General features: G+C 43.9%; 32 protein-coding genes and 3 rRNA genes. 33 read left to right on the top strand and 2 right to left on the bottom strand.

All coding sequences use genetic code 11. The features are described from left to right. Positions 1-13 precede the first annotated feature (13 nt). From rplX to IQ283_RS11545, 28 genes are all read left to right on the top strand, one after another. Positions 14-325 carry a 50S ribosomal protein L24 gene (rplX, locus tag IQ283_RS11410; RefSeq protein ID WP_194220297.1) on the top strand — a complete coding sequence of 104 codons (312 nt, stop codon included), beginning with the start codon at positions 14-16 and terminating at the stop codon, positions 323-325. A 25-nt stretch (positions 326-350) separates the two neighbouring features. After that, positions 351-890 (top strand): 50S ribosomal protein L5, encoded by a 540-nt coding sequence (rplE, locus tag IQ283_RS11415; RefSeq protein ID WP_194220298.1) that lies wholly within the window; start codon positions 351-353, stop codon positions 888-890. A 16-nt stretch (positions 891-906) separates the two neighbouring features. Continuing rightward, positions 907-1,092, top strand: coding sequence for a 30S ribosomal protein S14 (gene rpsN, locus IQ283_RS11420; RefSeq protein ID WP_098445982.1), 186 nt, complete (start codon positions 907-909; stop codon positions 1,090-1,092). A gap of 29 nt (positions 1,093-1,121) precedes the next feature. Further along, positions 1,122-1,520: a 30S ribosomal protein S8 gene (rpsH, locus tag IQ283_RS11425; protein ID WP_048313336.1), complete on the top strand. Its 399-nt coding sequence runs from the start codon at positions 1,122-1,124 to the stop codon at positions 1,518-1,520. A 27-nt stretch (positions 1,521-1,547) separates the two neighbouring features. Continuing rightward, entirely contained in the window at positions 1,548-2,084 is a 537-nt protein-coding gene (gene rplF, locus IQ283_RS11430; protein WP_194220299.1) for a 50S ribosomal protein L6, read from the top strand. Between the two features lie 29 nt (positions 2,085-2,113). Then, the gene (rplR, locus tag IQ283_RS11435; protein WP_194220300.1) at positions 2,114-2,476 is read left to right on the top strand and encodes a 50S ribosomal protein L18; all 363 of its coding nucleotides are present in this window, start codon (positions 2,114-2,116) and stop codon (positions 2,474-2,476) included. Positions 2,477-2,494: 18 nt separating this feature from the next. Further along, positions 2,495-2,995: a 30S ribosomal protein S5 gene (gene rpsE / locus IQ283_RS11440; protein ID WP_098445986.1), complete on the top strand. Its 501-nt coding sequence runs from the start codon at positions 2,495-2,497 to the stop codon at positions 2,993-2,995. A gap of 14 nt (positions 2,996-3,009) precedes the next feature. Further along, positions 3,010-3,198 carry a 50S ribosomal protein L30 gene (gene rpmD / locus IQ283_RS11445; protein WP_194220301.1) on the top strand — a complete coding sequence of 63 codons (189 nt, stop codon included), beginning with the start codon at positions 3,010-3,012 and terminating at the stop codon, positions 3,196-3,198. Positions 3,199-3,227: 29 nt separating this feature from the next. Continuing rightward, positions 3,228-3,668 (top strand): 50S ribosomal protein L15, encoded by a 441-nt coding sequence (rplO, locus tag IQ283_RS11450; protein ID WP_098445988.1) that lies wholly within the window; start codon positions 3,228-3,230, stop codon positions 3,666-3,668. Further along, positions 3,668-4,963 carry a preprotein translocase subunit SecY gene (gene secY / locus IQ283_RS11455; protein ID WP_194220302.1) on the top strand — a complete coding sequence of 432 codons (1,296 nt, stop codon included), beginning with the start codon at positions 3,668-3,670 and terminating at the stop codon, positions 4,961-4,963. The genes rplO and secY overlap by 1 nt, the downstream gene beginning before the upstream one ends. Before the next feature lie 66 nt (positions 4,964-5,029). Then, positions 5,030-5,680 (top strand): adenylate kinase, encoded by a 651-nt coding sequence (locus IQ283_RS11460; protein ID WP_194220303.1) that lies wholly within the window; start codon positions 5,030-5,032, stop codon positions 5,678-5,680. Then, positions 5,680-6,426 (top strand): type I methionyl aminopeptidase, encoded by a 747-nt coding sequence (gene map / locus IQ283_RS11465; RefSeq protein ID WP_194220304.1) that lies wholly within the window; start codon positions 5,680-5,682, stop codon positions 6,424-6,426. Before IQ283_RS11460 ends, map begins: the two co-directional genes overlap by 1 nt. A gap of 16 nt (positions 6,427-6,442) precedes the next feature. Then, complete coding sequence (locus tag IQ283_RS11470) at positions 6,443-6,763, top strand: KOW domain-containing RNA-binding protein (protein WP_194220305.1); 321 nt, start codon at positions 6,443-6,445, stop codon at positions 6,761-6,763. After that, positions 6,756-6,974 (top strand): translation initiation factor IF-1, encoded by a 219-nt coding sequence (infA, locus tag IQ283_RS11475; RefSeq protein ID WP_098445993.1) that lies wholly within the window; start codon positions 6,756-6,758, stop codon positions 6,972-6,974. Before IQ283_RS11470 ends, infA begins: the two co-directional genes overlap by 8 nt. A gap of 35 nt (positions 6,975-7,009) precedes the next feature. Further along, entirely contained in the window at positions 7,010-7,123 is a 114-nt protein-coding gene (rpmJ, locus tag IQ283_RS11480; RefSeq protein ID WP_003720928.1) for a 50S ribosomal protein L36, read from the top strand. A gap of 21 nt (positions 7,124-7,144) precedes the next feature. After that, positions 7,145-7,510: a 30S ribosomal protein S13 gene (rpsM, locus tag IQ283_RS11485; protein WP_048313347.1), complete on the top strand. Its 366-nt coding sequence runs from the start codon at positions 7,145-7,147 to the stop codon at positions 7,508-7,510. Between the two features lie 16 nt (positions 7,511-7,526). Further along, on the top strand, positions 7,527-7,922 hold the full coding sequence (gene rpsK / locus IQ283_RS11490; RefSeq protein WP_048313348.1) for a 30S ribosomal protein S11: 396 nt from the start codon (positions 7,527-7,529) through the stop codon (positions 7,920-7,922). A 244-nt stretch (positions 7,923-8,166) separates the two neighbouring features. After that, on the top strand, positions 8,167-9,111 hold the full coding sequence (locus IQ283_RS11495; protein WP_194220306.1) for a DNA-directed RNA polymerase subunit alpha: 945 nt from the start codon (positions 8,167-8,169) through the stop codon (positions 9,109-9,111). A gap of 47 nt (positions 9,112-9,158) precedes the next feature. Beyond that, on the top strand, positions 9,159-9,521 hold the full coding sequence (rplQ, locus tag IQ283_RS11500; RefSeq protein WP_098445995.1) for a 50S ribosomal protein L17: 363 nt from the start codon (positions 9,159-9,161) through the stop codon (positions 9,519-9,521). A gap of 303 nt (positions 9,522-9,824) precedes the next feature. Then, entirely contained in the window at positions 9,825-10,664 is an 840-nt protein-coding gene (locus IQ283_RS11505; protein WP_194220307.1) for an energy-coupling factor ABC transporter ATP-binding protein, read from the top strand. After that, entirely contained in the window at positions 10,640-11,509 is an 870-nt protein-coding gene (locus IQ283_RS11510; protein WP_194220308.1) for an energy-coupling factor ABC transporter ATP-binding protein, read from the top strand. Before IQ283_RS11505 ends, IQ283_RS11510 begins: the two co-directional genes overlap by 25 nt. Continuing rightward, on the top strand, positions 11,506-12,303 hold the full coding sequence (locus IQ283_RS11515; RefSeq protein ID WP_194220309.1) for an energy-coupling factor transporter transmembrane component T family protein: 798 nt from the start codon (positions 11,506-11,508) through the stop codon (positions 12,301-12,303). The genes IQ283_RS11510 and IQ283_RS11515 overlap by 4 nt, the downstream gene beginning before the upstream one ends. 11 nt (positions 12,304-12,314) lie before the next feature. Beyond that, the gene (truA, locus tag IQ283_RS11520; RefSeq protein WP_194220310.1) at positions 12,315-13,055 is read left to right on the top strand and encodes a tRNA pseudouridine(38-40) synthase TruA; all 741 of its coding nucleotides are present in this window, start codon (positions 12,315-12,317) and stop codon (positions 13,053-13,055) included. A 170-nt stretch (positions 13,056-13,225) separates the two neighbouring features. Next, positions 13,226-13,663 carry a 50S ribosomal protein L13 gene (rplM, locus tag IQ283_RS11525; protein ID WP_048313355.1) on the top strand — a complete coding sequence of 146 codons (438 nt, stop codon included), beginning with the start codon at positions 13,226-13,228 and terminating at the stop codon, positions 13,661-13,663. 19 nt (positions 13,664-13,682) lie between these two features. Then, positions 13,683-14,075: a 30S ribosomal protein S9 gene (gene rpsI / locus IQ283_RS11530; RefSeq protein WP_048313356.1), complete on the top strand. Its 393-nt coding sequence runs from the start codon at positions 13,683-13,685 to the stop codon at positions 14,073-14,075. Positions 14,076-14,268: 193 nt separating this feature from the next. Then, positions 14,269-14,706, top strand: coding sequence for a DUF2521 family protein (locus tag IQ283_RS11535; RefSeq protein ID WP_194220311.1), 438 nt, complete (start codon positions 14,269-14,271; stop codon positions 14,704-14,706). An 82-nt stretch (positions 14,707-14,788) separates the two neighbouring features. Next, positions 14,789-15,502, top strand: a complete 714-nt coding sequence (gene cwlD, locus IQ283_RS11540) for an N-acetylmuramoyl-L-alanine amidase CwlD (RefSeq protein WP_194220312.1) — start codon at positions 14,789-14,791, stop codon at positions 15,500-15,502. A gap of 133 nt (positions 15,503-15,635) precedes the next feature. After that, positions 15,636-16,670, top strand: a complete 1,035-nt coding sequence (locus IQ283_RS11545; protein ID WP_194220313.1) for an Mrp/NBP35 family ATP-binding protein — start codon at positions 15,636-15,638, stop codon at positions 16,668-16,670. Positions 16,671-16,713: 43 nt separating this feature from the next. Here the strand turns inward: IQ283_RS11545 and gerD are convergent, their stop codons facing one another. After that, on the bottom strand, positions 16,714-17,349 hold the full coding sequence (gene gerD, locus IQ283_RS11550) for a spore germination lipoprotein GerD (RefSeq protein ID WP_194220314.1): 636 nt from the start codon (positions 17,347-17,349) through the stop codon (positions 16,714-16,716). A 149-nt stretch (positions 17,350-17,498) separates the two neighbouring features. Here gerD and IQ283_RS11555 point away from each other — a divergent pair, with 149 nt between their 5' ends. Continuing rightward, the gene (locus IQ283_RS11555; RefSeq protein WP_194220315.1) at positions 17,499-18,101 is read left to right on the top strand and encodes a KinB-signaling pathway activation protein; all 603 of its coding nucleotides are present in this window, start codon (positions 17,499-17,501) and stop codon (positions 18,099-18,101) included. A 34-nt stretch (positions 18,102-18,135) separates the two neighbouring features. Here IQ283_RS11555 and pdaB read toward each other — a convergent pair whose 3' ends face one another. After that, positions 18,136-18,894 carry a polysaccharide deacetylase family sporulation protein PdaB gene (pdaB, locus tag IQ283_RS11560; protein WP_194220316.1) on the bottom strand — a complete coding sequence of 253 codons (759 nt, stop codon included), beginning with the start codon at positions 18,892-18,894 and terminating at the stop codon, positions 18,136-18,138. Positions 18,895-19,013: 119 nt separating this feature from the next. Here pdaB and IQ283_RS11565 point away from each other — a divergent pair, with 119 nt between their 5' ends. From IQ283_RS11565 to rrf, 4 genes are all read left to right on the top strand, one after another. Further along, a complete protein-coding gene (locus tag IQ283_RS11565; RefSeq protein WP_194220317.1) occupies positions 19,014-19,238 on the top strand; it encodes a hypothetical protein in 225 nt (74 codons plus the stop codon). A 248-nt stretch (positions 19,239-19,486) separates the two neighbouring features. Further along, positions 19,487-21,038 (top strand): 16S ribosomal RNA (locus IQ283_RS11570). Between the two features lie 234 nt (positions 21,039-21,272). After that, positions 21,273-24,191 (top strand): 23S ribosomal RNA (locus IQ283_RS11580). 115 nt (positions 24,192-24,306) lie between these two features. Next, positions 24,307-24,423, top strand: a 5S ribosomal RNA gene (gene rrf / locus IQ283_RS11585). Together the 16S, 23S and 5S rRNA genes form the textbook arrangement of a ribosomal RNA operon. Positions 24,424-24,758: the final 335 nt, after the last annotated feature.

Consider the following 24,758-nt stretch of genomic DNA (forward strand, 5'->3'; position numbering starts at 1 on the left):
GGTGCGCGACCTTATGCACGTAAAAAAGGGAGATAAAGTAAAAGTTATTTCTGGTAAGGATAAAGGTAAACAAGGTGTGATCCTTGAAGCTTACCCGAAAAAAGAAAGAGTTATCGTTGAAGGTGTCAACCTTGTTAAGAAACATTCGAAACCATCACAGGCTAATCCTCAAGGTGGAATCATCGAACAGGAAGCTGCGGTTCATGTTTCTAACGTAATGGCGCTTGATCCGAAGTCTGGTGAACCTACTCGCGTTGGATACAAAGTAGACAACGGGAAGAAAGTTCGTATCTCAAAAAAATCCGGTGAAGTACTCGATAAGTAGTTCGTAGCGAAAGGAGGTCAATCCGATGAATCGTTTCCAAGAAAAGTATCAAAATGAAACTAAACCTGCATTGATGGAGAAATTTAATTATTCCTCTGTTATGGAAGTTCCAAAACTTGAGAAAATCGTAATCAACATGGGTGTTGGTGACGCTGTACAGAACCCGAAAGCTCTTGATACAGCTGTTGAAGAGCTTGAGTTAATCTCAGGTCAAAAACCACTTATCACTCGTGCTAAAAAGTCTATCGCTGGCTTTAAGCTTCGTGAAGACATGCCGATTGGTGCAAAAGTTACATTGCGCGGAACTCGTATGTTTGAATTCCTAGATAAACTTATTTCTGTATCACTACCTCGTGTACGTGACTTCAGAGGTATTTCTAAGAAAGCATTCGACGGTCGTGGTAACTACACACTTGGTATTAAAGAGCAGTTGATTTTCCCTGAAATTGATTACGATAAAGTAAATAAAGTACGCGGAATGGACATCGTTATCGTAACAACAGCTAATACGGACGAAGAGAGCCGTGAAATGTTGACTAACCTAGGTATGCCATTTCAAAAGTAAGTAAGGAGGGAAAATTGTGGCGAAAAAATCAATGATCGCGAAACAACAGCGTCAAGCTAAGTTTAAAGTTCAAGAATACACTCGTTGTGAACGTTGCGGACGTCCTCACTCTGTTATTCGTAAATTTAAACTTTGCCGTATTTGTTTCCGGGAACTTGCACACAAAGGTCAAATCCCAGGCGTTAAAAAGGCTAGCTGGTAAACCCGAAATAGGGAAGGAGGTAATTACTAATGGTCATGACTGATCCAATCGCAGATATGCTTACAAGAATTCGTAATGCGAACACTGTTCGCCACGAAAAACTTGAGTTTCCTGCATCTAATTCGAAAAGAAGCATCGCTGAAATCCTCAAACGTGAAGGTTTTGTACGTGATGTTGAAATGATCGAAGACAGCAAACAAGGAATCATCCGTATCTTCTTAAAATACGGTTCAAATAACGAACGAGTTATCACTGGATTAAAGCGAATCAGTAAACCTGGTCTTCGCGTATACGCTAAAGCAGACGAAGTACCACGTGTACTTGGCGGTCTAGGAATCGCTCTTGTTTCTACTTCTAAAGGAATTATGACGGACAAAGAAGCTCGTCAACAGCAAGTAGGCGGAGAAGTTCTAGCGTACGTTTGGTAATTCTTAAAGCAGAATGGAGGTGTAATTATGTCACGTGTCGGACTTAAACCGATTGAAATCCCAAGTGGTGTAACAATCGATATCAAAGAGGACGTTGTAACGGTTAAAGGACCTAAAGGGGAACTTTCTCGTTCATTCAGCTCTGATATCAAAGTAAACATTGAAGAGAACGTGCTAACTGTAGCTCGTCCTTCAGATCATAAAGAGCACCGTGCACTTCACGGTACAACTCGCAGCCTGATCGCTAACATGGTTGAAGGTGTGACTAAAGGCTTTGAAAAAGGTCTTGAAATCATCGGGGTTGGTTACCGTGCTAGTAAATCCGGTCAGAAACTAATCCTTAACGTAGGGTACTCTCACCCAGTTGAGATGGTACCTGAAGAAGGTATTGACATTGAAGTTCCTTCAAACACAAAAGTTGTTGTTAAAGGGATCGATAAAGAACGCGTTGGAGCTGTTGCAGCAAACATCCGCGCTGTCCGTACTCCAGAACCTTATAAAGGTAAAGGAATTCGTTACGAAGGCGAATATGTACGTCGTAAAGAAGGTAAAACAGGTAAATAGGTAAAACCTAGCGGAAAGGAGTGACTTTAATGATCACTAAGGCCGATAAAAACAAAGCGCGTCAAAAAAGACACGCTCGCGTTCGTCGCACAGTTACCGGTACTACTGAACGTCCGCGTCTAAACGTATTCCGTTCTAATAAGAACATCTATGCTCAGCTTATCGATGACACTAAAGGTGTTACAATCGTTGGAGCTTCAAGTATGGAACAAGGAATTGACGTTAAACACGGCGGTAACACAGAAGCAGCTGTGAAAGTAGGAGAAGCTATCGCAAAGCGTGCTGTTGAAGCAGGTTATTCAGAAGTGGTTTTCGACCGCGGAGGATACCTCTATCACGGACGTGTGAAAGCTCTTGCAGACGCAGCGCGTGAAGCAGGACTGAAATTTTAATAAAAAGGAGGTTAACTCATGCCTAGCATTGATGCTAACAAACTAGAACTTGAAGAACGCGTAGTTACCGTTAACCGCGTAGCGAAGGTTGTAAAAGGTGGACGTCGTTTCCGCTTTGCAGCAATCGTAGTTGTCGGAGATAAAAACGGTCACGTTGGATTCGGAACTGGTAAAGCACAGGAAGTTCCTGAAGCTATTCGCAAAGCTATTGAAGATGCGAAAAAGAACTTAATTACTGTTCCAGTCGTTGGAACAACAATTCCTCACCAAATCACAGGCCATTTCGGAGCTGGTAACGTACTATTGAAGCCTGCTTCTGAAGGTACAGGAGTTATCGCTGGCGGACCTGTTCGTGCGGTACTTGAACTCGCTGGTGTAGGTGACATTCTATCGAAGTCTCTTGGATCTAACAATCCGATTAACATGGTGCGTGCAACTCTTAATGGCCTTGAAAACCTTAAGCGTGCTGAAGACGTTGCGAAGCTTCGTGGAAAATCTGTAGAAGAGCTACTAGGTTAAGGGAGGGAAATTAGATGGCTAAGCAATTAGAAATCACCCTCACACGTAGTGTGATTGGTCGCCCTCAAGACCAACGCGTGACGGTAAAAACACTTGGACTTAAAAAGATGCATCACACGGTTGTTCATAGCGACAATCCTGCGATTCGCGGTATGATCAACAAGGTATCTCACCTTGTAACTGTTAACGAAATTGATGCGTAAAAAATCTATACATTGAGGAGGTGCCCACAATGAAACTACACGAACTAAAACCATCTGAAGGTTCTCGTAAAGAACGCAACAGACTTGGTCGCGGTATTGCTACTGGTAACGGTAAGACATCTGGCCGTGGTCAAAAAGGTCAAAAAGCTCGTTCTGGCGGCGGTGTACGCGTCGGTTTCGAAGGAGGACAGCTTCCAATCTTTAAACGTCTACCGAAACGTGGATTTACAAACATGAACCGTAAAGAGTTCGCGATTGTTAATCTTGATTCGTTGAACCGTTTTGAAGATGGAACTGAAGTTTCTCCAGAGCTTCTTTTAGAATCTGGCGTAGTTAGCAAAGAAAAAGCTGGAATTAAGATTCTAGGTAATGGTAAGCTTGAGAAAAAGCTTACCGTGAAAGCCCACAAGTTCTCTGCTTCTGCAAAAGAGGCGATTGAAGCGGCAGGCGGAAATACTGAGGTGATCTAATGTTCCAAGCAATCTCCAACATTATGCGCGTAGGTGATATTAGAAATAAAGTTATTTTCACCCTACTCATGCTTGTCGTGTTCCGTATCGGAACATTCATACCGGTTCCTGGTGTGAACAGAGATGTACTTCAATTTCAAGATCAAATGAGTCTCTTCGGAGTTCTCAACACCTTTGGCGGTGGAGCGTTGCAAAACTTCTCCATCTTTGCCATGGGAATTATGCCTTACATCACTGCTTCTATCATTGTGCAGCTTTTGCAAATGGACGTTGTTCCTAAGTTTACCGAATGGTCTAAACAGGGCGAAGCCGGACGTAAAAAGCTAACACAAGTTACTCGTTATGGAACGATCGCACTTGGACTTGTCCAAGGTGTTGGACTTTCAATCGGGTTTAACAATATTGTTGGAGGTCAGTTGATTAGTAATCCCGGTGTACTAACGTATCTTAATATTTCTCTTGTTTTAACAGCCGGAACGGCTTTTTTGATGTGGTTAGGCGAACAGATCACTGCAAAAGGCGTTGGAAACGGAATTTCAATCATTATCTTTGCTGGGATTGTAGCTGCAATTCCTCCGGGGCTTAATCAGCTCTATGCTCAGATGTTTGAGGGTTCTCAGGATGAGTTGTTCATTAACATCGTTACACTTGTTATTATTGCACTAGCTGCACTTGCAATTGTTGTCGCTGTTATCTTTGTTCAACAAGGTCTTCGTAAAATTCCAATTCAATATGCAAAACGAACTGTTAACCGCAGACAAGTTGGTGGTCAATCCACTCACTTACCGATTAAAGTTAATGCAGCAGGTGTTATTCCAGTTATCTTTGCGATATCACTGATCATTACTCCACCAACGATCGCCAGGTTGTTCGGAGATAATTCGGTAACGGAATGGATCGTAAGGGTGTTTGACTATACACAGCCTATTGGTATGGTCGTGTATGCGTTACTCATCATTGGATTTACGTATTTCTATACGTTCGTCCAGGTAAATCCGGAGAAAATGGCTGAGAATCTGAAAAAACAGGGTGGATACATTCCTGGTATTCGTCCGGGTAATGCTACTGAAACGTACATTACACGAATTCTCTACCGTTTAACGTTTGTAGGAGCACTTTTCCTTGCTGTTATATCGATTATTCCGGTATTTTTCACAACCGTAGCAGGACTGCCGCAGACGCTGCAAATCGGCGGAACAAGCTTGCTGATCGTTGTTGGGGTAGCGCTTGATACGATGAAGCAAATTGAAAGTCAATTAATTAAACGTCATTATAAAGGCTTTATTAAATCTTGAGGATAAACTGGGAAGAGCTTTCTTCCCCTCCTTCATCCTCGATTGGGTGACGTGCGGAGGGATTAGATGAATCTAGTATTAATGGGGCTTCCGGGTGTCGGAAAAGGAACCCAGGCAGAAAAGATTGTCGAAAAGTATGGTATCCCTCATATCTCTACTGGAGATATGTTCCGAGCAGCGATCAAAGAAGGAACGCCTCTTGGTCTAAAAGCAAAAGAGTACATGGATTCTGGAAACCTCGTACCTGATGAAGTAACAATCGGTATAGTACGGGAGCGTTTAGGAAAAGATGATTGCGAAAAAGGTTTTCTCCTCGATGGTTTTCCAAGAACCGTCGCACAGGCTGATGCGCTTGAAACGATCTTAGCCGATCTTGGCAAAAAACTTGACTACGTGGTAAACATTGCAGTCGAGGAAGATCAACTCATGCAGCGTTTGACTGGACGTCGCGTTTGCCGTAATTGTGGAGCAACCTATCACGTAATCTTTAATCCTCCTAAAGAAGATGGAGTTTGTGATAAGTGCGGTGGAGAGCTTTATCAACGTGATGATGATAAAGAAGAAACTGTACGAACTCGCCTCGAAGTCAACAAGCAGCAACAGCAGCCATTGTTGACCTTTTATGAAGGCAAGGGCTATCTTAAAACGATTGATGGCAACAGAGACATCAATGAGGTGTTTGAAGATGTCGACCAACTCCTAAAAGGGTTGTCGTAATGATTATTTGCAAGACTCCTCGTGAACTTGATATCATGCGAGAAGCAGGCAAAATTGTCGCGTTAACACATCAAGAACTACAGAAGCACATCAAGCCTGGAGTTACGACAAAAGAGCTGGATACGATTGCCGATCGGTTTATTCGTCAGCTTGGTGCAATTCCTTCCTTTAAGGGTTACAATGGATTTACTGGAAGTATATGCGCTTCAGTCAATGAAGAGCTTGTACATGGTATTCCAGGAGATCGCGTGTTGGCGGAGGGAGATATAATTAGCATTGATATTGGTGCTAAGTATAATGGTTATCATGGCGATTCAGCCTGGACCTATCCTGTTGGCACTATCTCAGAAGAAGACGAACGGTTGTTAAAAGTTACCGAGGAATCGTTATATAAAGGGTTGAATGAGACGAAGGCTGGTAGGAGGCTTTCTGATATTTCTCATGCGATCCAAGCATATGCCGAAGCTGAGGGTTTTTCGATTGTACGAGAATATGTTGGTCATGGTGTAGGTCAGGACCTTCATGAAGATCCTCAAATTCCCCATTACGGTCCTCCAGGAAAAGGACCGAGGCTTAAGCAGGGGATGGTCCTTGCAGTAGAGCCAATGGTGAATCTGGGCTCTCGCTACGTTCGAACACTTTCGGATAATTGGACTGTAGTAACAACTGACGGTAAGAACTGTGCTCATTTCGAGCATACGATTGCCGTTACAGAAGAAGGATATGAAATACTAACAAAAGCCTAAGTGAAGGTGATGGTTCGTGAAAGAGTCGGATACCGTTCCCGAGATCGGTCAGATCGTTCGGAATAGACGGGGAAGAGACGCTGATCAATATAGCGTGATTGTAGGGATTGTTGATGAACGTTATGTTTTCTTAGCCGATGGTGACAAACGAAAGTTTGATCGTCCTAAGCGGAAGAACCTCGCACACCTTGAGCTGGTAGAGTATATATCTCCTGAGGTAAAGCGAAGTCTTGAAGAAACGGGCCGTGTCACAAATGGCAAGCTACGTTTCGCGATCTCAAAGTATATGAATGAACACGTCATTGATTTAAAGGAGGGAGAGCAAGTAGATGGCTAAAGAAGAAGTAATTGAAATGGAAGGCACGGTTATCGAACCTCTACCGAATGCAATGTTTCGAGTAGAACTCGAAAACGGTCATAAGATTCTTGCTCACGTATCCGGAAAGATACGTATGCATTACATCCGTATTCTACCAGGTGACAAAGTAACTGTTGAGCTTTCTCCATATGACTTATCACGTGGTCGTATCACGTATCGATATAAATAAGAAATTAATCTCCGTATACAAGGAGGGTTAAAATAATGAAAGTAAGACCGTCAGTAAAACCAATGTGTGAAAAATGTAAAGTTATTCGCCGTAAAGGGAAAGTCATGGTTATCTGTGAAAATCCAAAGCATAAGCAAAAACAAGGCTAATATATAAGGAGGTGCAACGTAATGGCACGTATTGCTGGTATTGATGTTCCACGCGAAAAGCGCATCGTAATCGCGTTAACTTACGTTTATGGAATCGGTAAAACAACTGCGAAACAAGTTCTAGTTGACGCTGGTGTTTCTGAAGACACTCGTGTACGCGACTTAACTGAAGAAGAGCTCGGAAAAATCCGTGAAGTAGTAGACAAAATTAAGGTTGAGGGTGATCTTCGTCGTGAAATCTCACTTAACATTAAACGTCTAATCGAAATCGGTTCTTATCGTGGTATCCGCCACCGTCGTGGTCTTCCTGTCCGAGGTCAACATACGAAGAACAACTCTCGTACTCGTAAAGGCCCTCGCCGTACAGTAGCTAACAAGAAGAAGTAAGGGAGGTAATTAACAAATGGCTAAACAACGTAAAGCAAATACACGTAAAAAGCGCGTGAAAAAGAATGTTGAGAGTGGAGTAGCTCATATCCGTTCCACTTTTAACAACACAATCATTACGATTACTGATACTCACGGAAATGCGATTTCTTGGGCAACTTCCGGAAACATGGGCTTCAAAGGTTCTCGTAAGTCTACTCCATTCGCTGCTCAAATGGCTGCTGAAACTGCAGGTAAAACTGCACAGGAGCACGGCATGAAAACTGTAGAAGTTTCTGTTAAAGGCCCTGGTGCTGGTCGTGAAGCTGCAATTCGTGCACTTCAAGCTGTAGGTCTAGAGGTTACTGCGATCCGTGACGTAACTCCAGTACCTCATAACGGCTGCCGTCCGCCAAAACGTCGTAGAGTCTAAGGTAGTAGAGAGTTCAAAAACGTAGATGTTCCCTTCGGGAGAATGCCTGGTTTTGAACAATCTCTTATGGAAAGATTCAATCTATCGGTATACAATTGATGAACATGTCAATAATGATAATGTATAAATTGTTGACGGTTGACGAATCATAATTAGGTTGTTGGTATTTGAACCACCTAAGGGGATTATTCGGTTAGACAGCATGTCTAACCGAAGTTCGACGTTTTGAAGGAGGGTTTGTTGGATGATCGAAATCGAAAAGCCAAAAATTGAAGCGGTAGCTATCAACGAGGATGCAAAATACGGTAAGTTTGTTGTAGAACCATTAGAGCGTGGTTATGGAACTACCCTGGGTAACTCCCTTCGTCGTATCCTGTTATCTTCACTTCCTGGTGCTGCTGTCACATCCGTACAAATTGAAGGAGTACTCCATGAGTTCTCTACAATTGAAGGCGTACATGAAGATGTAACAACTATCATTCTCAATCTTAAGAAGTTAGCTATGAAAGTTTACTCTGAAGAAGAGAAGACATTGGTTGTTGATGTACAAGGACCAGGAACGGTAACAGCAGGAGATATTACTCATGACAGCGACGTGGAGATCTTAAACCCTGACCTTCATATTGCTACCCTTTCTGCTAGTGCGCGTTTCCAGATGCGAGTTACTGCAATTCGTGGAAGAGGCTATGTACAAGCGGAAGGAAACAAAAATGATGAACAGCCAATCGGTGTAATTCCGGTTGACTCGATCTTCACACCTGTTTCTCGTGTTAACTACCAGGTTGAAAACACTCGCGTTGGCCAGGTAACAAATTATGACAAACTAACCCTTGATGTTTGGACAGATGGAAGCATTCGTCCTGAAGAAGCTGTTTCGTTAGGTGCAAAGATTTTAAATGAACATTTAAACATTTTTGTTGGTTTAACGGACCAGGCTCAAAATGCTGAAATCATGGTCGAAAAAGAAGAGGATCAAAAAGAGAAAGTGCTTGAGATGACTATCGAAGAGCTTGATCTCTCAGTTCGTTCATACAATTGCCTGAAGCGTGCTGGCATTAATACAGTTCAAGAATTGACTCAGAAGTCTGAAGAAGACATGATGAAAGTTCGTAATCTTGGACGTAAGTCACTTGAAGAAGTACAAGAGAAGCTTGAAGAGCTTGGGCTTGGACTTCGTAACGAAGAATAGATATTTAAAGTTGTTGATTTTATAAACAACAAAGGAGGGAATACTTCATGGCATACCAAAAGTTAGGTCGTACTAGTGATACGCGTAAAGCGCTATTCCGTGACCTTGTTACAGATTTGATCATCAATGAACGTATTGAAACGACAGAATCAAAGGCGAAAGAACTTCGTTCTTTCATCGACAAAATGATTACGCTTGGTAAACGCGGAGATCTTCACGCACGTCGTCAAGCAGCTTCTTTCATCCGTAACGAAGTAGCGGATCAAGAAAGCGGTCAAGATGCAGTTCAAAAACTATTCAGCGATATCGCTCCTCGTTATGCTGAGCGTCAAGGCGGTTACTCTCGTATCCGTAAACTTGGACCACGCCGCGGTGACGGTGCTGAAATGGTTATCATCGAGCTAGTATAAGACGCACTTGATTAAAAGGGCGGGACAGGATCTCGACATTGGATACTGATTCTATGCCCTTTTTTCGTGCGTTTTTTTGTTTGAATCGCACAAATTCAAGTGGTTATTTGCTGCTTGCCATTAAAGAAAGCCTGGCAGATGCCAGGCTTTTTTTATAGGATAAGTACAGTTAATATCACGCATTAAAAAGCTTATTATACTGATAGGAAAAAGCGGCGGTTCCATCTGCCCGCCTTTTTTTCGCACCAGTATATTGCCTGAAGCGATCACCGCTTGAAATTAGCAGAGGCAGGAGGAACGAGTATGGAAGAACTAATCACCGTTCAAAACGTATCCTTTCGGTATCAGGAAGAGCAACCCCATGTATTGCATGATGTTTCATTATCTGTTCATAAGGGTGAATGGCTAGCGATCGTAGGACATAATGGTTCTGGGAAGTCGACACTTGCAAAGCTTCTAAATGGGCTGCAACTTCCTGAAAAAGGCGATGTTACCGTAGAAGGATATAACAGTAGAGATGAGGAAAGTATTTGGGAAATTAGAAGAAGAGTGGGGATCGTATTTCAAAACCCAGACAATCAGTTTGTAGGTACGTCTGTGCGTGATGATGTAGCTTTTGGTCTTGAAAATAACGGAATGGCACGCGAAAAAATGTTGGAGCGCATCCATGAGAGTGTGAATAAGGTGCGGATGGCAGATTACCTTGATCAAGAGCCACATCGTCTCTCAGGTGGTCAAAAGCAACGTGTAGCGATTGCTGGGATTATTGCCTTAAGACCATCCATTGTCATCCTAGATGAGGCCACTTCTATGCTAGATCCAGCTGGTCGTAAAGAAGTGCTTCAAACGATGCGTGAGCTTAAAGACGAAGAAGGCATGACGGTGATCTCTATCACCCATGATCTCGAAGAAGCTGCACAAGCTGATCGATTGATCGTCATGAATGCAGGAGAGGTCATTGATGAAGGTCTTCCGGTTGATGTGTTTAAGAAAGGTGACATGCTTGAGCAAATTGGTTTAGATTTGCCGTTTCCACTTCAGGTGCAGCGAGCACTCAGTGAGAAAGGCTATGATTTCTCAAAGCTTACTTTATCTCAAGAGGAACTGGTGAATGAGCTATGGACATTACAATCAAAGATTTAGAGCATTCTTATGGTAGAGGGACCCCTTTCGAAAGAAAAGCGCTCTCTGAAATATCGTTATCTATCCCAGCACGTACTTTCCAAACGATTATTGGGCATACAGGCTCAGGCAAATCAACGCTGATCCAGCATTTAAATGGGTTACTTAAACCTACAAAAGGAAGCATTCAGATTGGCGACTTTTTGATTCGAGCTGGTGAGAAAGAAAAACGCCTAAAAGCCCTAAGAGAGCATGTAGGGATCGTTTTTCAATATCCAGAACATCAGTTGTTTGAAGAGACTATAGAGAAAGATATTATCTTTGGTCCTCGTAATTTTGGAGTATCAGAAGAAGAAGCGAAACAGCGTGCAGCGAGGTTAATTGAACAAGTGGGACTTGATCAATCATACCTTAGCCGTTCTCCGTTTGATTTGAGTGGTGGCCAAATGCGCAGAGTAGCTATTGCAGGAGTACTAGCGATGAAACCATCTATTCTAATTCTCGATGAACCTACTGCTGGACTAGACCCTAAAGGGAGACGGGAGATTATGAGTCTCTTTTATCGTTTACATCAGGAGGAGGGCCTCACTACGATTCTAGTGACCCATAGCATGGAAGATGCAGCGCAGTATTCCGATGAGATCGTCATAATGGAAAAGGGCGGTGTGGCACTTCAGGGGAAACCTGAGGAAATTTTCGCTAATTCCGATGCGTTGAAGAAACTAAGTCTTGATGTACCAGAAACTGTTAAGTTCATTCATCGGCTAGAAGAACGCTTTAATCTCAGTCTGCCAAAGAGTGTATTTACTCTCGATGCGGCAGTTGATGCAGCCCTGTCTATTTTGCAGAAAGGAGATGATTCTTGATGCAAAATATTATTATTGGTCAATACGTCCCAGGTCAATCCTTCATCCATAAACTTGATCCAAGAGCGAAGTTGCTAACGGCGTTTCTATTTGTTATTATCGTTTTCTTGGCTAACAATTGGATTACCTACGCATTACTTGGTGGTTTTACACTTCTAGCGATCCTGGTATCCAAATTACCATTGCGCTATATCTATAATGGTTTAAAACCAATTTTACTTGTTATCATTTTAACGTTTCTTCTTCATGTGTTTTTAACGAAAGAGGGACCGCTGCTGTTTGATTTTGGTTTTCTTGAAGTTTATGAAGGTGGCTTGAAGCAAGGTGTATTTATTTCACTCCGGCTATTGTTTTTAATCATGATTACTTCCTTGTTAACTCTGACGACAACGCCTATTGATATTACAGTAGGTATTGAAACGTTACTTGGACCTATGAAAAAAATTGGTCTTCCTGTTCATGAGTTTGCTCTCATGATGTCTATTGCTCTTCGGTTTATTCCGACGCTTCTGGAAGAAACTGAGAAGATTATGAAAGCACAATCTGCACGAGGTGCGCAATTTTCTAGTGGACCAATTAAAGAACGATTGAAAAGTATTGTTCCTCTGCTAGTACCTCTCTTTGTAAGTGCATTTAAGCGTGCTGAAGATCTTGCTATGGCAATGGAGGCTAGAGGATATCGTGGGGGAGAAGGAAGAACTAGCATCCGATTACTGAAGTGGTCAGGAAAAGATACAGCCTTATTTCTTATCCTCCTCCTTCTATGTGTTAGTTTGCTGCTTCTAAGAAGTTAGGGGAGAATGTGATGCAACGAATAAAAATGACCCTCTCTTATGACGGGACGGCTTTTAATGGTTATCAAATTCAGCCAAATGGCCGCACAGTTCAAGAGGAAGTGCAGTGCGCCCTGAAGCAGATGCATAAAGGCGCCTCTATTCCGATTACCGGATCAGGAAGAACGGATGCTCGGGTGCATGCTCACGGGCAGATTATTCATTTTGACACCCCGCTTTCGATTCCTTCTGAAAATTGGACACGGGCATTAAACGCTCAGCTCCCACAGGATGTGAGGGTTTTACACACTGAAACCGCTCCTAGCGATTTCCATGCGAGGTATGATGTCGTTCGCAAAACCTATCAATATCGAGTGCATAATCGTGCAGCTTCAGATGTTTTTAGAAGAAACTATGCCGTACATGAACCTCATCCGCTCAATGTTAAAGAGATGAGGCGTGCAGCCGCTCACCTCATTGGGGAGCATGACTTTACATCCTTTTGTGCTAGTAAGACTGATGTGAAGAATAAAGTGAGGACCATCTACCGAATAGAAATTGAGCGAATTCAGGATGAACTCGTTTTTACCTTTGAAGGAAGCGGCTTCCTATACAATATGGTTCGCATTTTAATGGGGACATTCCTTGAGATAGGGAGAGGGCGGCGCTCAGCGAATGAAATGGTGTCCATTTTAGAAGCAAAGGATCGAAACACAGCGGGAAAGACGGCACCACCACATGGGCTTTATTTATTGGAAGTCTCTTATAGGTAAAAAAGGAAAGAAAGTTACCAAACACTTGACATTTTCGCCCCAGTATTATAAGATATTCTTTGGTATTTCTACATCCACTTGCCCCGGATTTAGAAATCTGACTGACAACTGACAATGAAAATTCTGTGCTAGTTTTAAAATAAATTGGATTGATTTTAGGAGGGAAACTCATGCGTACAACATTTATGGCTAAAGGCCACGAAGTAGAACGTAAATGGTACATCGTTGACGCTGAAGGTCAAACACTTGGCCGTCTAGCAAGTGAAGTAGCAGCGATCCTGCGCGGTAAAAACAAAGTAACTTTCACACCTCACGTTGACACTGGTGATCATGTGATCATCCTTAACGCTGAGAAAATTGAACTAACTGGTAACAAACTTAATGACAAGATGTACTACCGTCATAGTGGACACCCAGGTGGTTTGAAATCAAGAAATGCTCTTGAAATGCGTACTAACCGTTCTGAGCAAATGCTTGAACTTGCAATCAAAGGTATGCTTCCAAAGAACAGCCTTGGTCGCCAAATGATTAAAAAGCTTCATGTATTCGCTGGTAGCGAGCACAATCACCAGGCACAACAGCCTGAAAAATACGAACTAAGAGGATAATTAAAAGGAGGGAATTAACTTGGCACAAGTACAATACAACGGCACTGGCCGACGTAAAAACTCTGTAGCACGCGTACGTTTACTTCCTGGTAACGGACGTATGGTTATTAACAACCGTGAAATCGATGACTATTTCGATCTTGAAACACTTAAGCTTATCTCTAAGCAACCACTAGTTGAAACTGGTACTGAAGGCACTTACGATATTTTCGTAAATGTTAACGGTGGTGGATTCACTGGACAAGCAGGCGCAATTCGTCACGGTATCGCTCGTGCACTACTACAAGCTGATCCGGAATCACGCGCAACACTTAAGAGTGCTGGCTTCCTAACACGTGATGCTCGTATGAAAGAACGTAAAAAATACGGTCTTAAAGCAGCACGTCGTGCACCTCAGTTCTCAAAACGTTAATATGGTTTTCAAAACCTCTGGCCTATGGCCGGGGGTTTTTTTGTATTTAGAAAAGATTTGCTACTATGGTCTTTTTAACAAAAGACTTGAGAATTATTCATTATGAAGCCTGAATGAATTACCAATTTATTTGCTGTATACTCCCCAACTCTTGAGTGAGACTAAAACAATATGATTCGAGAGGATGGGTGAGATGGACAACGTTATTACTGTATTCAAGGAACGTCAGCGTCATAAACGCCTTGAATTCGAACGACGAGTGTTGATTGAAATTTCATTGAAAGAGTTATCGGATAACATAAGAGAACTGTTTTCTCCATTTTTCTCAGAGGCTATTCTGTATAAAGGTGATGTGGAGAATGTTTGTATGGACATTGCGATTGAAGCGTATTTACTTGGTGCTGAGTATAGCAAGTTTTCCTATTATGGAGAATCAATGTCGACAGCGCATAAACGGTGCTTCAAATTAGAGAAAGCATTAATTGAAGCGTTGTTTGATTATTGGCTTTTCTGGAAAACGTCAGCGGTTTACGAAGAATCATTACAAATTACGTGTGATGTATTTGTTTCGAATTGGTGGAAAGCAGGCTATGAAAAAGGAACGATGAGGCGTCGACTTCGGTTACAATAAATTGCTTAAGTTCTATGACTAATTCAGCTACCCGTCCCATATAGATAAGATAGGACAAAATAAGGGGCGGTGTTAGTGGGGTATGAAAAAGTGGTATAAGCGATTTGGCGTTGCCACTGGAATCATCGTGCTGTTATTTATTATTAATTACAAATTTGCTATTGATTCTTCTTGGGATGCCTGGCATCTTCCTTTATCAGGACAGGTCATTGTCATTGACCCTGGACATGGAGGGGCTGATGGAGGAGCTGTTGGTGATAACGTAGTTGAAAAAGATATTGCGTTAACGATCTCTCTTAAGTTAAGAGATTATCTCCAAGAAGCGGGAGCACTTGTTATTATGACACGTGAGACGGATACAGATTTAGCAGCAGATGGAACAAAGGGACTTAGCAATCGAAAAGCTGAAGATTTAAGAAAACGAGTTGAATTGATTAATGAGGGAAGTAACGATCTTTTTGTGAGTATTCATCTAAACGCGATTCCATCTTCTAAATGGAGTGGCGCTCAAACGTTTTATAATCCTGTTAATGATGAGAGTCAGGCCATATCTCGTTTTATTCAGGCTGAAATTAAGCGAAACCTGGAAAACACGAATCGACTGGCTAAAAACATGGATAGTGTATATTTACTAAGAGAGGCTGAAATTCCAGGAGCTCTTGTTGAAGTTGGTTTCCTTTCTAATCCAACTGAGAGGGAGTTACTAAATACTGAAACTTATCAAAATAAAGTCGCAGCCTCTATTTATCAGGGCATTATTCGATATACGACAAATGAGCCAGTACCGGAGGAATAAAGAAAATACTGGCTCGTTTTACGTTCTATACTCTTCCATTGATTTGGTATATCCTTCAAGCACCGAAGTCAAAACTCTCTGAATGATATGTTATACTAGCAATGTAATCGAATTCAGAGAAGGTGGTGCCTCCATGTTAACGAAAGATCAAGTCGTTGAATTACTACAAAAGGTGCAAGATCCTATTTTACATAAAAGTATCACGATTCGTGATGTGAAAACGAAAGAAGGCTATGTCAGTGTTAAGGTTGCTCTTGCTCAAACTGAATCAGCTGAGCAGATGAAGGTGCAGCAAGAAATCGTCAACACTTTAAAAGGCGAAGGGGCCGAATCTGTTGGATTGCGATTTGAACAGTTAGCGGATGAAGAGCTTCCTGAGGGAACGTCTGCTAATCCTGACCTCCCGTCGTTGCTTTCTCCAGAAAGTAAAACACAGTTTATCGCAGTGGCAAGTGGAAAAGGTGGCGTAGGTAAATCAACTGTTACCGTAAATCTTGCAACGTCACTTGCCCGTCTTGGAAAAAAGGTCGGCATTATCGATGCAGATATTTATGGATTTAGTGTACCGGATATGATGGGGATTGAAACAAGACCAAAAGTGGAAAACGAAAAAATCTATCCCGTTGAGCGGTTTGGCGTTAAAGTAATGTCTATGGCCTTTTTCGTAGAAGATAACGCTCCTGTTATTTGGCGTGGTCCTATGCTTGGGAAAATGCTGAACAACTTCTTTAGTGAAGTAGATTGGGGAGAGTTAGATTACCTGCTTCTAGATTTACCGCCAGGAACGGGAGATGTAGCACTTGATGTTCATACGATGCTTCCGGCTTCAAAAGAGATCATTGTGACCACTCCTCATGCCACAGCAGCTTTTGTAGCTGCGAGAGCGGGTGCTATGGCGCTTAAAACGAAACATGAAGTGCTTGGTGTTGTTGAAAACATGTCTTACTTTGAGAGTAAAGTAACAGGCGAGAAAGAATATGTGTTTGGTCAAGGTGGAGGCGATAAGTTAGCTTCCGAGTTAACAACTGACATTCTTGGTAGACTTCCTCTTGGGCAGCCAGATTTTAATGATGAAGAATTTGCACCTTCTGTTTATCAAGAAGATCATCCGATCGGACAGCAATATCTCCACATTGCACAAGAAATCTTAAAAAGAACAGCAAAATAATAATAAAAGGACATGCGAGCGCATGTCCTTTTATTATGCAGATTTATTTCTGACCAGAATTTGATCCTTCGCCACTATCTGATTCGGTATTGTCTGTGTTTTCGTCTTTCTTATTACCGCTTTCAGATGATTTTAGTTGTTCAGAAGTAATTCCAGTTAACATTTCCTGGATTTTGGCATGGAATAACGGACTTTCAAATGTTTCGGATATAAGGTCTTTAATTTGCTGTCTCGATTGTTTACTTTCGAGTAGTTGTAAATAATGTTTTTCCATTACCGGATCTTGCAAGAGATCCATCATTTTTTCCTGGTATTCTGGATCATCCATCAGTGATTTAAATAATTTCTCATTTTCACTTTGAATGTTCTTGGCAAAGTTCTCAACGAACGCAGGATCTTTCAGCATTTCTTGCCAGTAAGCTTTTCCTTCTTCAGTTGTTAGTACTTTTTGTATGGTTTCTTTCACAAATGGCTGTTCCATAACAAGTTGTTTTTTTATTTCTTCATCTGACATGACTTCTTGAATTGCTTTCTTGCCATCATCTGATTTAAGTAGATCGACAAGCATCTTTTTCGTTTCTTCGTAATTAGCCTGAGATCCTTCAGCGGAACCCGAGGCACATCCGGTTATTAAAAGAATGGTTAATCCAAGAGCAAGCAGTTTGAATCCATGACTCATAAGTCTGTGCTCCTTTCTCGAGGTGTTAACCTTAATATTAGGCGAAACTGTGAATTTATACCCGGTGAATAAAGGAAGGGTGGCAATTTAAAAGTGGCATTGGTACAATTCAACATAGAAGCACCATTAACGTTTACGGGGGTTTGATTTTGAAAACAAGAAATCTTGTTTACTTATTTTTTACAACCCTTCTGATTGGATCAACAGCAGGTATGCTCACAGGGATTGTTTTAGATTGGTCACAGTATTGGACGGATCTGAAAAATGGAGAATTTGTTTCGTTCCTCATTGTGATACTCTGGTTACTGGGAGTATCTAGTATCTTTAGTTTGATTAGTCAGATGGGATTCTTTGCCTATTTAACAATTCATCGTTTTGGTCTTGGTATCTTTAAATCAGTAAAGCTTTGGAATACGGTACAAGTCGTACTTATTGCTGTCGCTCTATTCGATCTTGTCTACTTCCGCTACGCTGTTTTTGCTGAAAAAGGAGAGAGTATTCTAAGTTATATTTTGACCGCTCTTTTTATTTTGATTATTGGATTGGTAACAGCATATATTAAGCAAAAAGAAACGAATAAGCAGGCCTTTATTCCAGCTCTTTTCTTTATTGTTGTTGTAACCATTCTTGAGTGGATTCCTGGCCTGCAAAGTAATGATCCAAAGTGGCTCTGGCTTATTTTGGTTCCACTATTGGTGAGTAATGTATGGCAATTGCTATCACTTCATCGATTAATTCGAAAAGAAGCTTAATACACAAAAGCAGCTCTCCTAATCGGAGGGCTGCTTATTTTACTTCCTTGGTATTTATTTTTGCATTAGATACGAGTTCACTGACTGTGACAAAAGAATAGCCTTCCTTTTTTAGAAGAGAGATCATTTCTGGGATGGCTTCAACTGTTTGTTTAGCGGAATCAGATGCATGCATAAGAATGATATCTCCCGGATCAGCTTGTGTTGTTACATTCTGAACAATTTTGTCTACTCCAGGGTTTTTCCAGTCTTCTGAATCCAGACTCCAATGAATGACTGTGTAATTAAACTTCTCAGATAGAATAAGAACACGTTTATCAAAGTTTCCATTTGGTGGTCTTAGTAATTCTGGTTGGTCATCTGTTACTTTTTTGATTGCTTCATTAGAACGAATAATGTCCTTTTTTATTTCCTCGTCCTTCATTGATGTATAGTTCTCATATCGATATCCAAGGTTCCCGATTTCGTGTCCATCTTTTGCAATTTGCTCGACAATTTCAGGGTGGCGTTCAGCCCAGGCTCCCGAAATGAAGAATGAGGCTTTCACTTTATTTTGTTTTAGCTCTTCAAGAATAGGTAGAGCTTTTGTCTCGCCCCAACTAATATCAAAGGTTAATGCAAGACGTTTATCCTCGCTTTTCACGTGATCAATTGCGAGCGGGACGTTGTTATTTGTAAATACAGCGAGGTCCCCACCTTCAATAAAAAGAATAATTGCAGCAAAGAAAGCGGCTGTAACTATAATCAGTCCTTGCTTTATTCGCATGCCATTCCAAATCCAAAAAAACCTCATCATGCACCCCCTTTGTCCCATTCATATGCGAAAAGTTTCTTAACTATGTACAAACTCTAGAGGAGACACATATTTCTTAAAAGCTTAGGTCATACTGGTTTGAGGAAGGAGAGGTTCAGATGATTGGATTCTTAGTAAACTTTAAAGAGATGAAGGAAATCGAATACTTACTTAAAAGAGAAATGGAAGAGCTACTGTTAGATCTGGATAACAATCGAATCGATGGACTAATTAAAAGAGCGATGGAAGAACGATATCACCTTCTATTAGGTATCTATAAAAGAACGGCTACAGAAGCGGAGATTTCGAAGTATAGGCGGATTTTGAAAAAAAGTACAAATTAATTTAAAATACCCCTTGCCAAATAGTACAACTACCTGTATATTTATATAGGTCGCCGCAACAACGCGGTTGACGCCAAAAAGATTTTCAAAAAAGTTATTGACGCTGACGAAGTTAATATGGTATATTAATAAAGTCGCTGAAAACGACATTGAAAGAAAAAATCGATCTTTGAAAACTGAACGAAACGCCATGTAAGTAGTTGTTTCTACGGAAACAAAACATTGTTTTAAAAGCTAGATTAAGCTTTCTATCGGAGAGTTTGATCCTGGCTCAGGACGAACGCTGGCGGCGTGCCTAATACATGCAAGTCGAGCGAAGAGATGGGAGCTTGCTCCCTGATCTTAGCGGCGGACGGGTGAGTAACACGTGGGCAACCTGCCCTGCAGACTGGGATAACTCCGGGAAACCGGAGCTAATACCGGGTAATACATCGCACCGCATGGTGCAATGTTGAAAGTTGGCTTTCGAGCTAACACTGCAGAATGGGCCCGCGGCGCATTAGCTAGTTGGTAAGGTAATGGCTTACCAAGGCGACGATGCGTAGCCGACCTGAGAGGGTGATCGGCCACACTGGGACTGAGACACGGCCCAGACTCCTACGGGAGGCAGCAGTAGGGAATCTTCCGCAATGGACGAAAGTCTGACGGAGCAACGCCGCGTGAGTGACGAAGGCCTTCGGGTCGTAAAGCTCTGTTGTTAGGGAAGAACAAGTACCGTTCGAATAGGGCGGTACCTTGACGGTACCTAACCAGAAAGCCACGGCTAACTACGTGCCAGCAGCCGCGGTAATACGTAGGTGGCAAGCGTTGTCCGGAATTATTGGGCGTAAAGCGCGCGCAGGCGGTCTTTTAAGTCTGATGTGAAAGCCCACGGCTCAACCGTGGAGGGTCATTGGAAACTGGAGGACTTGAGTGCAGAAGAGGAGAGTGGAATTCCACGTGTAGCGGTGAAATGCGTAGATATGTGGAGGAACACCAGTGGCGAAGGCGGCTCTCTGGTCTGTAACTGACGCTGAGGCGCGAAAGCGTGGGGAGCAAACAGGATTAGATACCCTGGTAGTCCACGCCGTAAACGATGAGTGCTAGGTGTTGGGGGGTTCCACCCTCAGTGCTGAAGTTAACACATTAAGCACTCCGCCTGGGGAGTACGACCGCAAGGTTGAAACTCAAAGGAATTGACGGGGGCCCGCACAAGCAGTGGAGCATGTGGTTTAATTCGAAGCAACGCGAAGAACCTTACCAGGTCTTGACATCCTCTGACAATCCTGGAGACAGGACGTTCCCCTTCGGGGGACAGAGTGACAGGTGGTGCATGGTTGTCGTCAGCTCGTGTCGTGAGATGTTGGGTTAAGTCCCGCAACGAGCGCAACCCTTGATCTTAGTTGCCAGCATTTAGTTGGGCACTCTAAGGTGACTGCCGGTGACAAACCGGAGGAAGGTGGGGATGACGTCAAATCATCATGCCCCTTATGACCTGGGCTACACACGTGCTACAATGGACGGTACAAAGGGCAGCAACACCGCGAGGTGAAGCGAATCCCATAAAGCCGTTCTCAGTTCGGATTGCAGGCTGCAACTCGCCTGCATGAAGCCGGAATTGCTAGTAATCGCGGATCAGCATGCCGCGGTGAATACGTTCCCGGGCCTTGTACACACCGCCCGTCACACCACGAGAGTTTGTAACACCCGAAGTCGGTGGGGTAACCTTTATGGAGCCAGCCGCCGAAGGTGGGACAAATGATTGGGGTGAAGTCGTAACAAGGTAGCCGTATCGGAAGGTGCGGCTGGATCACCTCCTTTCTATGGAGAATTACGAAGGTAACTTACGTTACCAACCTTACATGAGCGTTTCGTTTAGTTTTGAAAGAATGATTTATTCTTTCAAAACAGGTGAAGTGATGAAGCTTAGGCGGATTCAAGTAGTAGCCTTGTTCCTTGAAAACTAGATAGCACAAACAACGACATCCAATAATTATTTTTATGCAATAACTTAGTAATAACTGATGCGTGATGGCTTACGCCACACAAATCGAAGGTTAAGCTACTAAGGGCGCACGGTGGATGCCTTGGCACTAGAAGCCTAAGAAGGACGGGACGAACACCGATATGCTTCGGGGAGCTGTAAGTACGCTTTGATCCGGAGATTTCCGAATGGGGGAACCCACCATCTTTAATAGGATGGTATCCATTTCTGAATACATAGGGAATGGAAGGCAGACCCGGGGAACTGAAACATCTCATTACCCGGAGGAAGAGAAAGCAAACGCGATTTCCTGAGTAGCGGCGAGCGAAACGGAATCAGCCCAAACCAGAGGGCTTGCCCTCTGGGGTTGTAGGACGTCTCTTTGGAGTTACAAAGGCACGGATAGACGAAGCGACCTGGAAAGGTCCATCAGAGAAGGTAACAATCCTGTAGTCAAAATCCGATGCCCTCCGAGACGGATCCTGAGTACGGCGGGACACGTGAAACCCCGTCGGAATCCGGGAGGACCATCTCCCAAGGCTAAATACTCTCTAGTGACCGATAGTGAACCAGTACCGTGAGGGAAAGGTGAAAAGCACCCCGGAAGGGGAGTGAAAAAGAACCTGAAACCGTGTGCCTACAACTAGTTGGAGCCCGTTAATGGGTGACAGCGTGCCTTTTGTAGAATGAACCGGCGAGTTACGATCCCGTGCAAGGTTAAGCTGAGAAGGCGGAGCCGCAGCGAAAGCGAGTCTGAATAGGGCGAAATAGTACGTGGTCGTAGACCCGAAACCAGGTGATCTACCCATGTCCAGGGTGAAGTTCAGGTAACACTGAATGGAGGCCCGAACCCACGCATGTTGAAAAATGCGGGGATGAGGTGTGGGTAGCGGTGAAATGCCAATCGAACCTGGAGATAGCTGGTTCTCTCCGAAATAGCTTTAGGGCTAGCCTCGCGGCAAGAATCTTGGAGGTAGAGCACTGATTGACTAGGGGTCCTTACCGGATTACCGAATCCAGTCAAACTCCGAATGCCAACGATTTATCCGCGGGAGTCAGACTGCGAGTGATAAGATCCGTAGTCGAGAGGGAAACAGCCCAGACCACCAGCTAAGGTCCAAAGTATACGTTAAGTGGAAAAGGATGTGGCGTTGCTTAGACAACCAGGATGTTGGCTTAGAAGCAGCCATCATTTAAAGAGTGCGTAATAGCTCACTGGTCGAGTGACGCTGCGCCGAAAATGTACCGGGGCTAAACGTATCACCGAAGCTGTGGATTGTCTTACGACAATGGTAGGAGAGCGTTCTAAGGGCTGTGAAGTCAGACCGAAAGGACTGGTGGAGCGCTTAGAAGTGAGAATGCCGGTATGAGTAGCGAAAGACAAGTGAGAATCTTGTCCGTCGAAAGCCCAAGGTTTCCTGAGGAAGGCTCGTCCGCTCAGGGTTAGTCGGGACCTAAGCCGAGGCCGAAAGGCGTAGGCGATGGATAACAGGTTGATATTCCTGTACCACCTCCTTTCCGTTTGAACGACGGGGGGACGCAGAAAGATAGGGAGAGCGCGCTGCTGGAAATGCGCGTCCAAGCGATTAGGCTGGTGAATAGGCAAATCCGTTCACCGTGAAGCTGAGTCGTGATGGCGAGGGAAATTTAGTACCGAAGTCCTTGATTCTACGCTGCCAAGAAAAGCCTCTAGTGAGGAAAAAGGTGCCCGTACCGCAAACCGACACAGGTAGGCGAGGAGAGAATCCTAAGACGATCGGGAGAACTCTCGTTAAGGAACTCGGCAAAATGACCCCGTAACTTCGGGAGAAGGGGTGCTTCCTCGGGTTTATAGCCCAGGGGAGCCGCAGTGAAAAGATCCAAGCGACTGTTTAGCAAAAACACAGGTCTCTGCAAAGCCGTAAGGCGAAGTATAGGGGCTGACACCTGCCCGGTGCTGGAAGGTTAAGAGGAGGGGTTATCCCTTACGGGAGAAGCTCTGAATCGAAGCCCCAGTAAACGGCGGCCGTAACTATAACGGTCCTAAGGTAGCGAAATTCCTTGTCGGGTAAGTTCCGACCCGCACGAAAGGTGCAACGACTTGGATACTGTCTCAACGAGAGACCCCGGTGAAATTATAGTACCTGTGAAGATGCAGGTTACCCGCGACAGGACGGAAAGACCCCATGGAGCTTTACTGTAGCCTGATATTGGATTTTGGTACAGCTTGTACAGGATAGGTAGGAGCCATAGAAGTCGGACCGCCAGGTTCGATGGAGGCGTCGGTGGGATACTACCCTGGCTGTACTGACATTCTAACCCAGCACCGTGATCCGGTGTGTCAGGTGGGCAGTTTGACTGGGGCGGTCGCCTCCTAAAGTGTAACGGAGGCGCCCAAAGGTTCCCTCAGAATGGTTGGAAATCATTCGCAGAGTGTAAAGGCACAAGGGAGCTTGACTGCGAGACCTACAAGTCGAGCAGGGACGAAAGTCGGGCTTAGTGATCCGGTGGTTCCGCATGGAAGGGCCATCGCTCAACGGATAAAAGCTACCCTGGGGATAACAGGCTTATCTCCCCCAAGAGTCCACATCGACGGGGAGGTTTGGCACCTCGATGTCGGCTCATCGCATCCTGGGGCTGAAGTAGGTCCCAAGGGTTGGGCTGTTCGCCCATTAAAGCGGTACGCGAGCTGGGTTCAGAACGTCGTGAGACAGTTCGGTCCCTATCCGTCGCGGGCGCAGGAAATTTGAGAGGAGCTGTCCTTAGTACGAGAGGACCGGGATGGACACACCGCTGGTGTACCAGTTGTTCCGCCAGGAGCATAGCTGGGTAGCTACGTGTGGAAGGGATAAGTGCTGAAAGCATCTAAGCATGAAGCCCCCCTCGAGATGAGATTTCCCACAGCATTAAGCTGGTAAGATCCCTTAGAGATGATGAGGTAGATAGGTTCGGGGTGGAAGCGTGGCAACACGTGGAGCTGACGAATACTAATCGATCGAGGGCTTAACCGATTAAATTGGAAAACGTTGCGTGCTATCTAGTTTTCAGGGAACACCTGAAATAAGGAAGTTCGATTAAGTGCCACCACGTCCTGTGGTGAACACCGAACGGCTAACATCCTGTTAGTCTAGTGATGATGGCGAAGAGGTCACACCCGTTCCCATGCCGAACACGGAAGTTAAGCTCTTCAGCGCCGATGGTAGTTGGGGGATCTCCCCCTGCAAGAGTAGGACGTCGCTGGGCAACATAAGAGAAGCGAGAGACCTGAGGGTTTCTCACTTTTTTGTATTCAAAAAATGTTGAAAGCTCGTAAGAGAAAAAGCTGCAGGAAAGACAATCAAAAACTTCTTCGAAAGCTTCGTAGGGGTGGGAGAAGCAAGAAATTCGAGGAAGCAAGTGATGTCAGACCGGAGTGGATATTCGTGAGATCCATGAGGATCTGGCATCGCGCAGCTGGCGAAGTTCGCCGCTTATCGCGCCCCGTATGAGAACACGGAAGTTAAGCTCGAGCGCCGATGGTAGTTGGGGGATCTCCCCCTGCAAGAGTAGGACGTTGCTGGGCAACTAGGAGAAGCGAG

It is taken from the genome of Pseudalkalibacillus hwajinpoensis (genome assembly GCF_015234585.1).
GTDB classification, from domain to species: domain Bacteria; phylum Bacillota; class Bacilli; order Bacillales; family Guptibacillaceae; genus Guptibacillus; species Guptibacillus hwajinpoensis_B.